We start from the raw sequence: 15,695 nt of genomic DNA, 5'->3' as shown, positions 1-15,695 counted from the left end.
GAGCACACGTCGCCACGCCCTAAACTCGACCCATGCCAGAGAAGGACACCCCGGTAGGGATCGACATCAAACCGCGGAGCCGAGTCGTCACCGACGGCGTCGAAGCCACGACCTCCCGGGGCATGCTCCGTGCCGTCGGGATGGGCGACGCCGACTGGGACAAACCCCAGATCGGCATCGCCAGCAGCTGGAACGAGATCACCCCCTGCAACCTGTCGCTCGATCGTCTCGCGCAGGGTGCCAAGGAGGGCGTGCACTCGGGCGGCGGCTACCCGTTGCAGTTCGGCACGGTGTCCGTCTCCGACGGCATCTCGATGGGGCACGAGGGCATGCACTTCTCCCTCGTGTCGCGCGAGGTCATCGCGGACAGCGTCGAGGTCGTCATGAACGCCGAGCGCCTCGACGGCTCGGTCCTCCTCGCCGGCTGCGACAAGTCGCTGCCGGGCATGCTGATGGCCGCCGCGCGCCTCGACCTGGCTAGCGTGTTCCTCTACGCGGGCAGCGTCGCCCCCGGCTGGGTCAAGCTCAGCGACGGCACCGAGAAGAACGTGACGATCATCGACTCGTTCGAGGCCGTCGGCGCCTACAAGGCCGGCACGATCGGCGAAGAGGACCTCAAGGCCATCGAGTGCGCGATCGTCCCGGGCGAGGGCGCCTGCGGAGGCATGTACACGGCCAACACCATGGCGAGCGTCGCCGAGGCCCTCGGCATGAGCCTCCCCGGCTCCGCCGCCCCGCCCTCGGCCGACCGTCGTCGCGACTACTTCGCCCACCGCTCGGGGGAGGCGGTCGTCGAGATGCTGCGGCTCGGCATCACGACGCGCGACATCCTCACGAAGAAGGCCTTCGAGAACGCCATCGCGGTCGCCATGGCCTTCGGCGGCTCGACGAACGTCGTGCTGCACCTGCTCGCCATCGCCTACGAGGCCGAGGTCGACCTCACCATCGACGACTTCAACCGCATCGGCGACAAGGTGCCGCACATCGGCGACCTCAAGCCCTTCGGCAAGTACGTCATGAACGACGTCGACCGGATGGGCGGCGTGCCCGTCGTCATGAAGGCCCTGCTCGACGCCGGGCTGCTGCACGGCGACTGCCTCACGGTCACCGGCAAGACGGTCGCCGAGAACCTCGAGGCGATCAAGCCGAAGCCCCTCGACGGCGAGGTGCTCCGCACCCTCGACAACCCGATCCACGCGACCGGCGGGCTGACGGTGCTGAGCGGCACCTTCGCCCCCGAGGGCGCCGTCGTCAAGACCGCCGGCTTCGACGCCGAGGTCTTCCAGGGCCCGGCCAAGGTCTTCGAGCGCGAGCGCGGGGCCATGGACGCCCTGACGGAGGGCCGCATCGAGGCCGGCGACGTCGTCGTCATCCGGTACGAGGGCCCCAAGGGCGGGCCGGGCATGCGCGAGATGCTCGCCATCACGGCCGCCATCAAGGGCGCAGGGCTCGGAAAAGATGTACTACTCTTGACGGACGGACGATTCTCAGGCGGCACAACCGGCCTGTGCATCGGCCACATAGCACCCGAAGCGGTCGACGCAGGTCCGATCGCCTTCGTGCGCGATGGTGATCTGATTCGGGTCGATATCGCCGCTCGCTCGATCGACCTACTCGTCGATCCTGCTGAGCTCGCCTCCCGCCGCGACGGCTGGGAGCCCCTCCCGCCGCGATACACCCGCGGTGTCCTCGCCAAGTACGCACGCCAGGTCCGCTCCGCAGCGGAAGGCGCCGTCACCTACTAGGCCGCGCCTCCCGGGCGATCCTCGGTGGGGGTCGGCCCACCGAGACCGCCGGCACGGCGGCCAGGGCTCGACCGTCAGCGGCGACACCCCGTCATCACCGTCACATCATCACGAAGAGGAACCCGGCTCCGATGCCTCCAGAAGCGACGCCCCTCCCCGGCGGCACGACCCGTGCCTCCGGCCGCGGCACCAGTCCCGACGCGACCACCGCGCCTCCCGTCCTGACCGGCTCGGGCGCGATCCTCAAGTCGCTCGAGTACCTCGGCGTGACCGACGTCTTCGGTCTGCCGGGCGGCGCGATCATCCCGTTCTACGACGAGCTGATGGCCTCGACGGCGATCCGTCACATCCTGGTCCGGCACGAGCAGGGCGCCGGTCACGCCGCCGAGGGCTACGCCGCCTCGTCTGGTCGGGTCGGCGTCGCCATCGCCACCTCCGGCCCCGGCGCCACCAACCTCGTCACGGCCATCGCCGACGCCTACATGGACTCCGTGCCGCTGCTGGCCATCACCGGTCAGGTGTTCTCGACCCTGATGGGCACGGACGCCTTCCAGGAGGCCGACATCGTCGGCATCACCATGCCGATCACGAAGCACTCGTTCCTCGTGACGAAGCCCGAAGACGTCCCCGCCACCCTCGCGGCGGCCTACCAGATCGCCAGCACGGGTCGACCCGGCCCGGTGCTCGTCGACATCACCAAAGACGCCCAGCAGAACAGCGCGCCCTTCATCTGGCCGCCCGTCGTCGACCTGCCCGGCTACCGTCCGGTGACCAAAGCGCACGGCAAGCAGATCACGGCAGCTGCCCAGATGATCGCCGACGCGAAGCAGCCCGTCTTCTACGTCGGCGGCGGGGTCATCCGCGCCGGCGCGTCCGCCGAGCTCAAGACCCTGGTCGAAGCCACCGGCGCCCCCGTGGTGACGACCCTGATGGCCCGTGGCGCGTTCCCCGACTCGCACCAGCAGCACCTCGGCATGCCGGGCATGCACGGCACCGTCCCGGCCGTGCTCGGTCTGCAAGAGAGCGATCTGATCATCGCGCTCGGCGCCCGCTTCGACGACCGCGTCACGGGCAAGGCCGATCTCTTCGCGCCGAACGCCAAGGTCGTCCACGTCGACATCGACCCCGCCGAGATCTCGAAGATCCGCATCGCCGACGTCCCCATCGTGGGCGACGCGAAGGTCGTCATCCCCGACCTCACGAGCGCCTTCCTCGAGGTCACCGGCGGCACCCGCCCCGACATCTCGGCCTGGTGGGAGCACCTCGACGGGCTGCGCGAGCAGTTCCCCCTCGGCTACACCGAACCCGACGACGGCCTCCTCTCGCCCCAGGGCGTCATCCAGCGGATCGGCGAGCTCTCGGGCCCCGAGGCGGTCTACGCGTCGGGCGTCGGTCAGCACCAGATGTGGTCGGCGCAGTTCATCCAGTACGAGCGTCCGAACGCCTGGCTCAACTCCGGAGGCGCGGGGACGATGGGCTACTCCGTCCCGGCCGCCATGGGAGCCAAGGTCGCGCAGCCCGATCGCGTGGTCTGGGCCATCGACGGCGACGGCTGCTTCCAGATGACCAATCAGGAGCTCGCCACCTGCGTCATCAACGACATCCCGATCAAGGTCGCGATCATCAACAACTCGTCGCTCGGAATGGTGCGGCAGTGGCAGACCCTGTTCTACGAGGGCCGCCACTCGTTCACCGACTTGAACACGGGGCACGAGACGCGCATGGTGCCCGACTTCGTCAAGCTGGCCGACGCGTACGGGGCCCTGGGCATCCGCGTGCGTCGTGAAGACGAGGTGGACGCCGCCATCAAGCTGGCGCTCGAGACGAACGACCGCCCGGTCGTCATCGACTTCGTCGTCAGCCGCGACGCCATGGTGTGGCCGATGGTGCCCCAGGGCGTCTCGAACTCCGAGATCCAGCACGCCCGAGCCCTCGCTCCCGAGTGGGATGACGAGGCGCCCGGCACGAGCGCCTCCGACACCACGCGCGACGGCGACATGACAGGAGAGCACGCATGAGCCACGTCCTGAGCCTCCTGGTCGAAGACAAGCCGGGCCTGCTGACGCGGGTCGCCGGCCTCTTCGCCCGCCGTGGCTTCAACATCGAGAGCCTCGCCGTCGGCAAGAGCGAGCTCGAGGGCTTCAGCCGCATCACGGTCGTCGTCGACGTGGAGGAGCTCCCGCTCGAGCAGGTCACGAAGCAGCTGAACAAGCTCGTCAACGTGATCAAGATCGTCGAGCTCGACTACTCGCAGTCGGTGCAGCGCGAGCACATGCTGATCAAGGTGCGGGTCGACAACACGACCCGATCGCAGGTGCTCGAGGCCGTGACGCTCTTCCGCGCCTCGGTCGTCGACGTCTCGACCGACGCTCTCGTCATCGAGGTGACCGGCGACACGGGCAAGACCAACGCCCTGCTCCGAGTGCTCGAGCCCTACGGCGTGAAGGAGATCTCGCAGTCGGGGCTGCTGGCCATCGGCCGCGGCGCGAAGTCGATCACCGACCGCGTCTTCAAGAACTAGACCGGCGGGGCGCGGTCGACCCGCGCCTCCTCGGCCCCCATCAACCGACATCCACCGACACCCGTCGACAACCGAGGAGTATCACCACTGTGACTGAAATCGTCTACGACAACGACGCCGATCTGTCGATCATCCAGGGCAAGAAGGTCGCCGTCATCGGCTACGGATCGCAGGGCCACGCGCACGCGCTCAACCTGCGCGACTCGGGCGTCGAGGTCGTCGTCGGCCTGAAGGAGGGCTCGAAGAGCCGCGCCAAGGCCGAAGAGGCCGGGTTCACCGTGCAGACGCCCGCCGAGGCCTCGGCCTGGGGCGACGTCATCGTCATCCTCGCGCCCGACCAGGTGCAGCGCCACGTCTACGCCGACGACATCGCCCCGAACCTCGCCGACGGCAAGGCGCTCGTCTTCGGCCACGGCTTCAACATCCGCTTCGGCTACATCGAGGCGCCCGCGGGCGTCGACGTCGTGCTCGTCGCACCCAAGGGCCCGGGCCACACGGTCCGCCGCGAGTTCGAGGCCGGCCGCGGCGTCCCCGTGATCGTCGCCGTCGAGCAGGACTCCTCGGGCTCCGCCTGGGACCTCGCCTGGTCGTACTCGAAGGGCATCGGCGGTCTGCGTGCCGGCGGCATCAAGACCACCTTCACCGAAGAGACCGAGACCGACCTCTTCGGCGAGCAGGCCGTACTCTGCGGCGGCACCTCGCAGCTGATCCAGTACGGCTTCGAGACCCTCACCGAGGCCGGCTACCAGCCGCAGATCGCCTACTTCGAGGTGCTGCACGAGCTCAAGCTGATCGTCGACCTCATCTGGGAGGGCGGCCTGGCCAAGCAGCGCTGGAGCGTCTCCGACACGGCCGAGTACGGCGACTACGTCTCGGGCCCGCGCGTCATCACCCCCGACGTGAAGGACAACATGAAGGCCGTGCTCGCCGACATCCAGTCCGGCGCGTTCGCCAAGCGGTTCATCGACGACCAGGACGCCGGTGCCCCCGAGTTCAAGGAGCTGCGCAAGAAGGGCGAGGAGCACCCCATCGAGGCCACCGGCCAGGAGCTCCGCGCGCTCTTCGCCTGGAAGCAGCAGGACGCCGACTACGTCGACGGCAGCGCCGCCCGCTAGTCGCCCGTCTCGTCACCGAGTCACCCCACGAGGGCCTCGCACCGCCCGGTGCGGGGCCCTCGCGGCGTCCGCCCGGTCGGCCTCGCCGTGGCATGATCTAAGGCATGGCAGATCGCAAGACAGCAGTCCACTTCGGCGCCGGCAACATCGGCCGCGGCTTCGTGGCCCAGTTCCTCCATGCGAGCGGATACGAGGTCGTGTTCGCCGACGTGAACGACGACCTCATCGGCTCGTTGCAGTCGCAGTCGTCGTTCGAGGTGCACGAGGTCGGCGAAGACAGCCGCACCACCGTCGTCGACGGCTACCGGGCGATCAACAGCCGCTCCGACGAGGAGGCGCTGGTCGCCGAGATCGCGGCCGCCGACATCGTCACGACCGCGGTGGGCGCGCGCATCCTGCCGTTCGTCGCCCCGGTCATCGCGAAGGGCCTCGCCGCCCGAGACGCCGACCGCCCGGCCCTTGCGGTCATCGCCTGCGAGAACGCCATCAACGCGACCGACTCGCTGGCCGCCGCCGTGCGCGAGCACGACCCCGCCGAGAACGCCGTCTTCGCCAACTGCGCCATCGACCGCATCGTCCCCGAGCAGGCCGGCGGCACGCTCGACGTCACCATCGAGTCGTTCTTCGAGTGGGTCGTCGAGAGCACGCCGTTCGGCGCCGACCGACCCGAGATCGAGGGCGTCACCTGGGTCGACGACCTCGAGCCGTTCATCGAGCGCAAGCTCTTCACCGTCAACACCGCCCACGCCGCGGCGGCGTACCACGGGTTCCGTCGCGGTCTCACGAGCATCCGCGAGGCCCTCGACGACGCCGAGGTCATGGCCGAGGTGCGGGGCGTGCTCGCCGAGACCAAGTCCCTCCTCGTCGCCAAGCACGGGCTCGAGGCCGACGCGCAGCAGGCCTACATCGAGAAGAACCTGGTGCGCATCGCGAACCCGCACCTTCCCGACACGACCGAGCGGGTGGGGCGCAACCCGCTCCGCAAGCTCAGCCGGCACGAGCGGTTCGTGGGTCCCGCGGCCCAGCTCGCCGAGCGCGGGCTGCCCTCCGAGGCGCTCGTCCGCGCCGTCGGTGCCGCCCTCGACTTCTCCGTGGCCGACGACGTCGAGAGCGTCGAGCTGCAGGCGCTGCTCGTCTCGGGTCTCGGCGTCGACGAGCTGACGACGACGCTCACGGGGGTCCTCGCCGACCACCCGCTCTTCCCGGCTCTGCGCGACGCGGTGGCCGCCAAGACGTCGGCATGACGCCGAGCGGCCCCGGCGCACTCGACCACGGAGACGACGACGCGCTGAGCTGGGGCGACGAGCTCGACGCCAGCCACATCGACGGGCCCTCTCGCGACACCTCGACGATCGGATCCGAGGGCGACCTCGACGACGATCCGGACGCCGTCCGGCCGATGAGCTCGGCGTCGCTGATCGCCCACGGGGTGCTCGGCGGGGTCTTCCTGCTCTGCTCCGTCGGCTGGGTCGCGCTCGTCGGGCGCTTCGGGTACACCTTCGCCACCCCCGTCGCGACGGGCCTGTGGCGGTTCGGCGTGCTCCTGGCGGTGGCGGCGCCGGCGCTCTGGTTCGTCTCGTCGATCGTGCTCGTGCCCGCCACGGCCACGCGCCGACGCATCCTCGCCATGATCGTCGGCGCCCTGGTCGTCGCCCCCTGGCCCCTCCTGATCGGCGCGGGCGCATGAGCCGGGCCTCCGCCGGGGCGACGGTCGGCACCCGACGCGACCGCGCCTCCTCGGTGGTGTTCGTCGCCCTCGTCGTGCTGTTCGGTCTGCTGTTCGCCTACGACCTGTTCGAGGCCGTCACGAACCTGGTCTCCGTGCCGGGGCAGGCGCGATACGCCAACAACGACTTCTACGCCGAGAACGGGCTCGACGGTCTCGTGGCGTCGCCGCCGTGGTTCGCCCTGATCGCGAACGTGGCGCTGCCGCCCGCGGCCTTCGTCGCCGCGCTCGTCGTGGTCCGCCGTCGGCCGCTGCCCGTCGTGGCGCTGGTCCTGCTCGCTGGTCTCGCGGCGGTGGCCGCCCTCAGCCTGACGATCACGGCGTACGTCCAGAGCGTCTGACGCCGCCGGGCCGACCCGGGGCGTCACACGTCGGCGGAGTCGATAGAGTGACGACAGCCGCGCCCACGGCGCGTCGCGGCCGTCCCCCCGACTCTCTCTTTAAGGACATCGTCTCCGTGGCAAAGCCCGTCGTGTTGATCGCAGAAGAACTCTCACCCGCAACCGTCGAGGCCCTCGGCCCCGACTTCGACGTGCGATCGGTCGACGGCACCGATCGTCCGGCCCTCCTCACGGCGCTGGCCGACGCCGATGCGGTGCTCGTCCGATCGGCCACCCAGGTCGACGCCGAGGCCATCGCCGCGGCGCCGAACCTCAAGGTCGTCGCCCGTGCCGGGGTCGGCCTCGACAACGTCGACATCAAGGCGGCCACGACCGCCGGTGTGATGGTCGTCAACGCCCCCACGTCGAACATCATCTCGGCGGCCGAGCTGACGGTCGGGCACATCCTGAGTCTCGCCCGGCACATCCCCGCCGCTCACGCGGCCCTCGCCCAGGGTCAGTGGAAGCGCTCGAAGTACACCGGGGTCGAGCTGTTCGAGAAGACCGTCGGCATCGTCGGTCTGGGTCGGATCGGCGCCCTGATCACGGCCCGTCTGCAGGCGTTCGGCGTGAACGTCGTCGCCTACGACCCCTACGTCACCCCGGCGCGAGCCCAGCAGCTCGGGGTCACGCTGCTCTCGCTCGACGATCTGCTGGCCACGGCCGACTTCGTCACGATCCACATGCCGAAGACCCCCGAGACCACCGGCATGATCGGTCTCGAGCAGATGAAGGCGATGAAGAAGAGCGCGTTCGTCGTGAACGTCGCGCGCGGCGGTCTCATCGACGAGGACGCCCTGTACGAGGCGCTCACGACGGGCGAGATCGCCGGTGCGGGCCTCGACGTGTTCGTGTCCGAGCCCCCCGTCGACCAGAAGCTGCTCGGTCTCGAGAACGTCGTGGTCACGCCGCACCTCGGCGCGTCGACGTCCGAGGCGCAGGAGAAGGCCGGCGTCTCGGTCGCGCGGTCGGTGCGTCAGGCACTGGGCGGCGAGCTCGTCCCCGACGCCGTCAACGTCGCCGGGGGAGTCATCGACCCCTACGTCCGACCGGGCATCGGCCTCGTCGAGAAGATCGGGCAGGTCTTCTCCGGCCTCGCCGACAGCCCCCTCACGAGCGTCGACGTCGAGGTGCGCGGCGACCTCGTCGAGTACGACGTCAGCGTTCTCAAGCTCGCCGCGCTCAAGGGCATCTTCACCAACATCGTCAGCGAGTCGGTCAGCTACGTGAACGCGCCGCTGCTCGCCGAGCAGCGCGGCATCACGGTCCGTCTGCTCACCGACCCGGCGAGCGACGAGTACCGCAACGTCATCACCCTGCGCGGCTCGCTCAGCGACGGCTCGCAGATCTCGGTGTCGGGCACGCTGACCGGCACGAAGCAGGTCGAGAAGATCGTCGAGATCAACGGCTACGACGTCGAGGTGCCGCTCGCGAAGCACCACCTCGTCATGGTCTACGGCGACCGCCCCGGCATCGTGGCCGTCTACGGGCGCGAGTTCGGCGAGGCGGGCATCAACATCGCCGGCATGCAGATCGCGCGTCGCAGCGCCGGTGGCCAGGCGCTCAGCGTGCTGACCATCGACAGCCCCGCGCCCGACGAGCTCGTCGAGAAGGTCCGCGTCGCGATCGACGCCGAGCTGCTGCGCGAGATCGACATCACGCTCTAGTCCGACCACACCCCGACGACCGCCCGCCCTCGTATCGAGGGGCGGGCGGTCCGTCGTCCGACGGCGGAGCGGCTGAGACGTCGCCGAGGAGGCGCGGCGTCAGATCTCGAGGGATTCGTGATCCGCCAGCAGCACGGCCTGCCCGCCTGCCGCTTCGGCGCTCGACCGGAGCCGGTCGAAGTGCATGGCGAGCCCGGCGTCGCTGAGGGTGCGTTCGTGCGTGGGGAACACGGTGGTCGCTCCGACGGCGGTGACGTAGTCCATGGCCTCCGAGATCTTCAACCACGGGGCGCCCACGGGCGCGGCGAGTATCTCGACGGGAACGGGCGGGACGGTGAACGCGTCGCCGGGGTAGAAGAGCCGACCGTCGACGAGCACGCCCACGTTGTCGATGACGGGGATCGACTCGTGGATGACGGCGTGACGCGAGCCGTGGAACGCGAGGTCGAACGGGCCGACCTCGATCGTGTCGCCGTCCGCGACGACGTGGACGTCGAAGTCGGCCGCCGCGGAGGCGACGCCGGCCGGACCGTAGATCGTCATGCCGGGGTTCGTCGCGAGCAGGTGGGCGAGCTGGTCGGGCGTCCAGTGGTCGGGGTGCTCGTGCGTCACGACGACGGCGTCGACGTCGGCCACGTCGATCATCGGCGAGCCGAACGACCCGGGGTCGACGACCAGGCGCCGCCCCTCGATCTCGATGATCAGGCAGGCGTGTTCGAGTTTCGTGAGGCGCATGGGCGCGACTCTACGCGCGGATCCAGGCGACGCCGTCGAGTCATCCCGAGGGCGTGGGGTCGAGGAGGCGCCCGGTCCAGTCGCGCAGAGCGGTGACGGCCCGGCGCGACAGGATCGCCTCCGGCATCATGCTCGTGGACCCGTGGAACGCCCCCGGCCACACGTGCAGCTCCGCCTGCACTCCCGCCGCCCAGAGCGCGCCGGCGTACGCGACGGTCTCGTCGCGGAACACCTCGGTGCTGCCGCAGTCGACGTAGGCCGGCGGCAGGCCGGTCAGGTCGTTCGCGCGGCCGGGGGCGGCGTAGATCGACACGTCGTCACCTCCGCGACGGTCGCCGAGGTAGGCGTCCCAGCCGAACCGGGTCATCTCGCGGTCGGCGACACCCACCCCGTCGAACTGCCGGGCGGAGAGCGTCGCGTCACGGTCGTCGAGCATGGGGCTGACGAGCACCTGCCCGACGACGGCCGGCCCCCGCCGATCCCGGGCGAGGAGCGCCGTGCCCGCCGCCAGCCCGGCTCCGGCGCTCTGGCCGACCAGGACGATCCGCTCGGCGTCGACGCCGAGCTCATCGGCGTGCTCGGCGACCCAGACCAGGCCGGCGTAGCAGTCCTCTACCGGGTACGGGTCGGGATGCTCCGGGGCGAGACGGTAGTCGGGGCTGATCAGGACGACGTCGTGCACCAACAGCCAGTCGTCGTACGAGTCGAGATTGCCGAGGTGGTGGCCGAACATCATCCCGCCGCCGTGGATGGCGTAGGCGCAGGCCGCCGTCCCGGTGCGGCCGATGCGTTGGACGACCGCGAGGGCGATCGGCTCGCCGAGGTGCCCGGGAACGGTGAAGCTGCGCCTCTCGAGACCGCGGGCCCGCAGCCCTTCGTCGAGCTGCGCCTCCTTCATGTCCAGCTGTCGCATCTGCGGCAGCATCGCGGTCTCGAGGCGGAAGCGGCCGCGGGCTTCCATCGCCTCCAGGAAGGGCGCGAACTCGGGGTCGAACGGCGGGCGGGGCAGGGCTGTTCTGTCAGACACGAGAGGACTCCTGGGCGGTGGGGGTGAGAGCGGACGAGGGGGTGGGTGCAGTGGTGCCGAGGGCGGGGTCGGCGGCCCGGGCCCGGACCATCCCGATCGCGACGAGCACGGCGGCGACCGCGGCGAGACCGAGCCCGGCGACGGTGAGGGCGTTCTCGAAGGACGCGAGCCGCGAGGCCGTCCACGGGGCGGTCGTGATGCTGCCGGTGACGAACGCGGCGACGATCGTGCCCGCGGCGGCGACGGCGGCTCCTCCGGCGAGCTCGCTCGAGGTGTCGACGAGGGCCGCGCCGACCGAGGTGCGGTCGGCCGGGAGGCCCGTGAGCACGGAGACTCCGGCCACGACGCCGACGACGCGCATGCCGACGGCGACGAGCACGAGCGCGACGAGCACCCAGACGTACCCCTGACGACTCAGGGCGCCGAAGACCGCGAGGCCCGACACGACAGCGGCGGCGCTGACCCCGGCGGCCCGGCTCAGGCCGACCCGCTGCACGAAGGGCCCGACGAGGCGGCCCCCGGCCAGGAGCACGACGACCTGCGGCAGCGTGCCGACGGCGGCGAGGGCCGGCGGCCAGCCCCAGGCGAACTGCAGCTGCAGCGTGACGAGGTACGACAGTCCGGCGACGGCGAGGCCCGACGCGGCCTTGAACGCCAGGCCGCTCGACACCAGGGGGCGGGCGAGCAGGTGCAGATCCACCACCGGGCCACGCCGCAACCCCGCCGCGTCGTCGCGAGCGACGCCGACGAGGATGCCGATGAACGCGAGCGCGGCGATCGGCACGTCGGCCAGCAGCAGCACCTGCCATGGGGCGACGGCGAGCACGAACCCGCCGACGGTCGGGCCGACGGCGAGGCCCACCAGCCCCGCGGTCGAGATCACCGTGAGAGCCCGGACGCGGAGGCCCTCGTCGTCGAACAGCCGGAACGCCAGCGCCATCGACCCGGGGGTGGTCATCGCCGCGGCGACGCCCGTCAGCACCCGGACGGCGATCAGCTGCTCGGTGGTCGTGACCGCCACGGTGGCGAGGCTCGCCACGGCCAGCAGCGCGAGGCCCGCGAGCATGATACGGCGGCGCCCCACCCGGTCGGCGACGGCGCCGAAGAGGAGCATGAGCCCGCCGAAGGCGACCGCGTAGGCGCCGGACACCCACTGCAGCCCCGTCGTCGACGAGCCCAGCTCACGGCCGATCGTCGGCAGGGCGACGTTCAGCACCGAGGTGTCGAGCATCTCGAAGAGGAACACCGCGGAGAGCCCGGCCAGGGCGAGCCACGAGTCGGAGAGCCGGGGAGGCGCGTCGCCGGCAGGCAGCCGACCGCGGGTGGGAGAGGGACTGGGGGACACGGGGGCGCACTCCTTCTGGGAAGAAGTGGCGACTCGTTCGATGCCGCGTGCGGGTGCGCCGCAGAGCGCGACGCCTTTTACCTCAGTGCTGTGCACGATACACCGGCTGTTGCAGAAGGAGAACTCCCGCTGCTCTGGCGCAGTACGGCAGAGCCTGCGACTCGGCTCCGAACCGCGCAACCGGGCCGATTTGTGCGGCGCTCGACAGCTGTGGCATACTCGACGAGTTGCAAATACGGCCCCATCGTATAGCGGCCTAGTACGTCGCCCTCTCACGGCGGTAACACGGGTTCGAATCCCGTTGGGGTCACCACCACGAAACCCGCTCGGCTCCGGCCGAGCGGGTTTCGTCGTCTTCCGGCGAACGTCTCCCGGCGCCGACCGCGGCAGAGGTCGAGGCCAAGCCCCACCGGCCGCTCGACACGTCACGGCGTGGCGACGACGTTCCGGGTAGTCCCCTCGAGCAGACGGGCCACCCCGTCCACGTCGACCTCGACGAAGCGCCCGGCCCAGGTGCCGATCTGCAGCTGACCCGCGAACGACCACAGCGTCTCGCCGGTCGCGAGGTCGAACCCGACGAGGGTCGAGCGCCCGCCCGAGCTGCCGAAGGCGAGGGCGTACCCGACGGTGCGCGACGCGGCGACCACCACCGCGCCGTCCGGCAGGGCGATGGTCGCGCGCGCGGCCCCGGTCTCGCCGTCGAGGGCGACGACCGATTGCGGGCCGGCGCCGGGCGCGGTGACGGTGGCGTACACCGTGTCGTCGGTCTGACCGGGCAGCCCGTCGGCGCTCGACGCCCCGTCCGCCGGTCTTGACCACCGCACCTCCCCGGTGCCCCAGTCGACGCAGCTGAGCTGGTCGTCGCTCAGATCGGTGACGGTGAGGCACGTCCGCGACGTCGAGTACGAGCCCGACGCCTCCGGGGTGGAGGTCCACAGCGGCCGTCCGTCGAGGTCGACGGCGGCGAAGCCCCGGTCGACGCCGCGGACGGGCCCCACGATCGAGTCCGGGCGGGCGACGTAGCCCCCGAGCGCGGCGAGGTCCCCGCGCCACGGGGTCTCACGACCGTCGAGACCGACCTGCACCGTGCCTCCCGGGCGGGCGACCACGAGGCGGTCCGGCAAGGCGAGGGCCTGGCCCTCGAGACTCCCGGGGCCGGCCCAGAGTACGAGGTCGAGATCGCGGACGTCGCGCAGCTGGAATGCATACGTCGCGCCCTCCGCCGTCTGCCCGCCGGTCATCACCGTGCGGCCCGCCGTCTGGAACTGCTCCGAGTCGACCGTCGTCACCGGGGCCGTCTGCTGCCTCGGCTCACCGGTGGTCGCGTCGAGGGTGACGAGGACCGTCTGGCCGCCCGCCCGGGCCCGCACCACGACGATGCGGGCGTCGTCGACGACCGTGGCCGACGCGAGCTCCACCGGGCCCCGCAGCCCGAGCGCCAGGAGGTCGTCGGCCACGTCGTGGACCCACAGCACGCGCCCGAGGTCGGTGTCGAACGACGCCAGTCGAGTGCCCACGCCCGCCGTGGCCCCGCCGCAGTCGCCGTCGTTGGCGAAGCCGTAGGTCCACGCGCCGGCCGCGCGCAGCAGCACCCGACGATCGTCGATCGGCTCGTCCCGGAACCGCAGGCACTCCGCCGGCGTCCCGGGCGCGAGCGCGGCACCGAGGTCGATCGACCAGCCGGTGGCCGTCGGCGCCTCCCGCAGGTCGTCGACCGCGACGCCGCGCCATGGCCGGTCCGCCCCGTACCGCGGCTGCCCGGGCACGAGCGCGACGATCACGACGACGGTGACGATCACGCCGACGAGGTAGGCGCTGGCGATGCGGCGGGCCGAGGAGGCGCGGTGCCAGCCCGAACGGACGCGGCGGCTCGGTCGACGGGAGGTCCGTCGGGCGCCGGCTCGCGCCTCCTCGGCCTGTCGGTCGGATGGCCGGGTCATGACGTCGCCCCGATCCGCTGACCGCCGCCGAGTCGTCGCGCCACGCCCACGCCGTCGACCTCGACGAGCGCTCCGCCCCAGAACGAGACGCTGCCCGCCGAACGGAGGGTCCAGAGCGGGCGTCCCGAGGCGGCGTCGTAGGCGGCCACGGCCCTGCTCTGCGGCGACGCGCCCTTCGCCAGGTAGACGACGGTGCGCGAAGCCGCCACGACCGTCTCGAGATCGCCTGCGGGGACGTCGAACACCGACCGCCCGGTGGGGCCGTCGAGGGCCGTGAGTCGGGGTCGACCGTCGCGGCGGGCGATGCCGTAGACGTCGTCGGAGACCTGCCCGGGCACTCCGCGCGCCGTCGCGGCCGCACCGTCCACGGACCAGCGCGTCGTGCCGTCTGCGGGCCGCAGGCACGTCGTCGTGTCGTCGTCGGACGTCACGAGCAGGCAGCCGGGCGTCGACGCGATCGAGCGGGCGTCGAGGGGGCGCGCCCATCGGGCGGCGCCGTCGGGGCCGAGGGCCGAGACGACGCGGCCGCCGGGACCGGAGCGCACGGCGAACAGGTCGTCGTCGCCGCCCGGCCCCGGTGAGCCGGCCGCGACCAGATCGGGGTCCGACCGGTACGGCGTCATCTCGCCGGTGCGCCCGTCGATCCTGACCGTGCGCCCCTCGATGCGCACGATGAGGGCGCCGGGCACCAGCAGGGGAGCGGCGCCCCGATCCGCGGATCCGCGCCAGACCGGCACGGTCAGCGCGGCGGCGTCGACGAGGGCGTAAGCGTCGGGGTCGCCGACCGCGGCCGCCGCCGAGCGCAGCTGGAGGCGACCGAGCGTGGCCACGCTGATGCTCGGCAGGTCGCGGCGCTCGCGGGCCGTCTCGAGATGCCGTCCGTCGTCGAGGGCGAGCGCCGCCTGCACGAGCCCGCGCTCGGACTGCGTCTGCACGAGCACGCGGCCCGCCGCCGGCACCACCTGGGCCGACGGGATGCTCGTGGGGTCGGCGTCGGGGACGTCGTCGACGAGGTCGTGCACCCAGACGGCGGCTCCGGTGCGGACGTCGACGAGGGCGACGCGGCTCGTGTCGTGGGCGAACGCCGCCGTGCGGCACTCCGCGGCCTGCGCGAGGTCGTCGGCGCGGAGGTCCACGTCGGCCTCGAGGTCGAGGTCGATCGAGGTGGTGACGGCGACCAGACCGGACTCGGCGGCCGACGGCCAGAGATGGACGCAGTGCGCGGGCGCCTCGGGGGCCAGCAGCGCCGCGAGGTCGAGCGACCAGAGGGTCTCGCCGGGGGCCGAGCGGAGGTCGTCGACGACGAGTCCGCGCCACGGCGGCTCCGCGCCGTAGTCGGGGTCGGCCGCCCACCCCGCGACCAGCACGATCGCCGTCGCCACGAGCAGCGCCAGGTAGCCCCCGAGGAGGCGCGGCGCACGTCGACCGCGGACGGCGCGCAGTCGTCGCCACGGGTCTCGCGCGGGGCCGGGCAGGGGGTCGGGCACGGGCGGA

The 15,695-nt window shown here is 71.7% G+C and carries 13 protein-coding genes and 1 tRNA gene; 9 read left to right on the top strand and 5 right to left on the bottom strand.

What is annotated here, in order from left to right; genetic code table 11:
• Positions 1 to 32: 32 nt before the first annotated feature.
• The 8 genes from ilvD (at position 33) to serA (ending at position 9,154) form a co-directional block, all read left to right on the top strand.
• Entirely contained in the window at positions 33 to 1,745 is a 1,713-nt protein-coding gene (gene ilvD / locus SOM11_RS00170) for a dihydroxy-acid dehydratase (RefSeq protein ID WP_320476850.1), read from the top strand.
• 131 nt (positions 1,746 to 1,876) lie between these two features.
• Positions 1,877 to 3,763, top strand: a complete 1,887-nt coding sequence (locus tag SOM11_RS00165; protein ID WP_192058390.1) for an acetolactate synthase large subunit — start codon at positions 1,877 to 1,879, stop codon at positions 3,761 to 3,763.
• Positions 3,760 to 4,266: an acetolactate synthase small subunit gene (ilvN, locus tag SOM11_RS00160; RefSeq protein WP_192058388.1), complete on the top strand. Its 507-nt coding sequence runs from the start codon at positions 3,760 to 3,762 to the stop codon at positions 4,264 to 4,266. Before SOM11_RS00165 ends, ilvN begins: the two co-directional genes overlap by 4 nt.
• Positions 4,267 to 4,355: 89 nt before the next feature.
• Positions 4,356 to 5,381 (top strand): ketol-acid reductoisomerase, encoded by a 1,026-nt coding sequence (gene ilvC, locus SOM11_RS00155; protein ID WP_192058385.1) that lies wholly within the window; start codon positions 4,356 to 4,358, stop codon positions 5,379 to 5,381.
• A 104-nt stretch (positions 5,382 to 5,485) separates the two neighbouring features.
• On the top strand, positions 5,486 to 6,625 hold the full coding sequence (locus tag SOM11_RS00150; protein WP_192058383.1) for a mannitol-1-phosphate 5-dehydrogenase: 1,140 nt from the start codon (positions 5,486 to 5,488) through the stop codon (positions 6,623 to 6,625).
• Positions 6,622 to 7,068: a hypothetical protein gene (locus SOM11_RS00145; RefSeq protein WP_320476849.1), complete on the top strand. Its 447-nt coding sequence runs from the start codon at positions 6,622 to 6,624 to the stop codon at positions 7,066 to 7,068. Before SOM11_RS00150 ends, SOM11_RS00145 begins: the two co-directional genes overlap by 4 nt.
• On the top strand, positions 7,065 to 7,448 hold the full coding sequence (locus SOM11_RS00140; RefSeq protein WP_192058379.1) for a hypothetical protein: 384 nt from the start codon (positions 7,065 to 7,067) through the stop codon (positions 7,446 to 7,448). Before SOM11_RS00145 ends, SOM11_RS00140 begins: the two co-directional genes overlap by 4 nt.
• A 116-nt stretch (positions 7,449 to 7,564) precedes the next feature.
• Positions 7,565 to 9,154 carry a phosphoglycerate dehydrogenase gene (serA, locus tag SOM11_RS00135; RefSeq protein ID WP_243213512.1) on the top strand — a complete coding sequence of 530 codons (1,590 nt, stop codon included), beginning with the start codon at positions 7,565 to 7,567 and terminating at the stop codon, positions 9,152 to 9,154.
• A gap of 99 nt (positions 9,155 to 9,253) precedes the next feature.
• Here serA and SOM11_RS00130 read toward each other — a convergent pair whose 3' ends face one another.
• The 3 genes from SOM11_RS00130 to SOM11_RS00120 are packed head-to-tail and all read right to left on the bottom strand — an operon-like array spanning position 9,254 to position 12,261.
• Positions 9,254 to 9,889, bottom strand: a complete 636-nt coding sequence (locus SOM11_RS00130; RefSeq protein ID WP_320476848.1) for an MBL fold metallo-hydrolase — start codon at positions 9,887 to 9,889, stop codon at positions 9,254 to 9,256.
• Positions 9,890 to 9,929: 40 nt separating this feature from the next.
• Positions 9,930 to 10,916 carry an alpha/beta hydrolase gene (locus SOM11_RS00125; protein ID WP_320476847.1) on the bottom strand — a complete coding sequence of 329 codons (987 nt, stop codon included), beginning with the start codon at positions 10,914 to 10,916 and terminating at the stop codon, positions 9,930 to 9,932.
• Positions 10,909 to 12,261 (bottom strand): MFS transporter, encoded by a 1,353-nt coding sequence (locus SOM11_RS00120; RefSeq protein ID WP_320476846.1) that lies wholly within the window; start codon positions 12,259 to 12,261, stop codon positions 10,909 to 10,911. Before SOM11_RS00120 ends, SOM11_RS00125 begins: the two co-directional genes overlap by 8 nt.
• 237 nt (positions 12,262 to 12,498) lie before the next feature.
• Between SOM11_RS00120 and SOM11_RS00115 the strand changes: the two genes are divergently transcribed.
• A tRNA-Glu gene (locus tag SOM11_RS00115) sits at positions 12,499 to 12,574 on the top strand.
• A 112-nt stretch (positions 12,575 to 12,686) separates the two neighbouring features.
• Here the strand turns inward: SOM11_RS00115 and SOM11_RS00110 are convergent.
• Together SOM11_RS00110 and SOM11_RS00105 are read right to left on the bottom strand one after the other, a co-directional pair.
• Positions 12,687 to 14,201 (bottom strand): hypothetical protein, encoded by a 1,515-nt coding sequence (locus SOM11_RS00110; protein ID WP_320476845.1) that lies wholly within the window; start codon positions 14,199 to 14,201, stop codon positions 12,687 to 12,689.
• Positions 14,198 to 15,688 carry a PQQ-binding-like beta-propeller repeat protein gene (locus SOM11_RS00105; protein WP_320476844.1) on the bottom strand — a complete coding sequence of 497 codons (1,491 nt, stop codon included), beginning with the start codon at positions 15,686 to 15,688 and terminating at the stop codon, positions 14,198 to 14,200. The genes SOM11_RS00110 and SOM11_RS00105 overlap by 4 nt, the downstream gene beginning before the upstream one ends.
• Between the last annotated feature and the right edge of the window lie 7 nt (positions 15,689 to 15,695).

This window comes from Frigoribacterium sp. CFBP9029, from assembly GCF_034045305.1.
Lineage (GTDB): Bacteria > Actinomycetota > Actinomycetes > Actinomycetales > Microbacteriaceae > Frigoribacterium.
The sequence above is the reverse complement of the archived record's forward strand: the minus strand, read 5'-3'. Positions and strand labels throughout refer to the sequence as shown.

Excerpts from the sequence above, each read along its gene's own strand:
- ilvD (WP_320476850.1), top strand. The coding sequence starts at position 33 with ATGCCAGAGAAGGACACCCCGGTAGGGATCGACATCAAACCGCGGAGC.
- SOM11_RS00165 (WP_192058390.1), top strand. The coding sequence starts at position 1,877 with ATGCCTCCAGAAGCGACGCCCCTCCCCGGCGGCACGACCCGTGCCTCC.
- ilvN (WP_192058388.1), top strand. The coding sequence starts at position 3,760 with ATGAGCCACGTCCTGAGCCTCCTGGTCGAAGACAAGCCGGGCCTGCTG.
- SOM11_RS00150 (WP_192058383.1), top strand. The coding sequence starts at position 5,486 with ATGGCAGATCGCAAGACAGCAGTCCACTTCGGCGCCGGCAACATCGGC.
- SOM11_RS00145 (WP_320476849.1), top strand. The coding sequence starts at position 6,622 with ATGACGCCGAGCGGCCCCGGCGCACTCGACCACGGAGACGACGACGCG.
- SOM11_RS00140 (WP_192058379.1), top strand. The coding sequence starts at position 7,065 with ATGAGCCGGGCCTCCGCCGGGGCGACGGTCGGCACCCGACGCGACCGC.
- SOM11_RS00130 (WP_320476848.1), bottom strand. The coding sequence starts at position 9,889 with ATGCGCCTCACGAAACTCGAACACGCCTGCCTGATCATCGAGATCGAG.
- SOM11_RS00110 (WP_320476845.1), bottom strand. The coding sequence starts at position 14,201 with ATGACCCGGCCATCCGACCGACAGGCCGAGGAGGCGCGAGCCGGCGCC.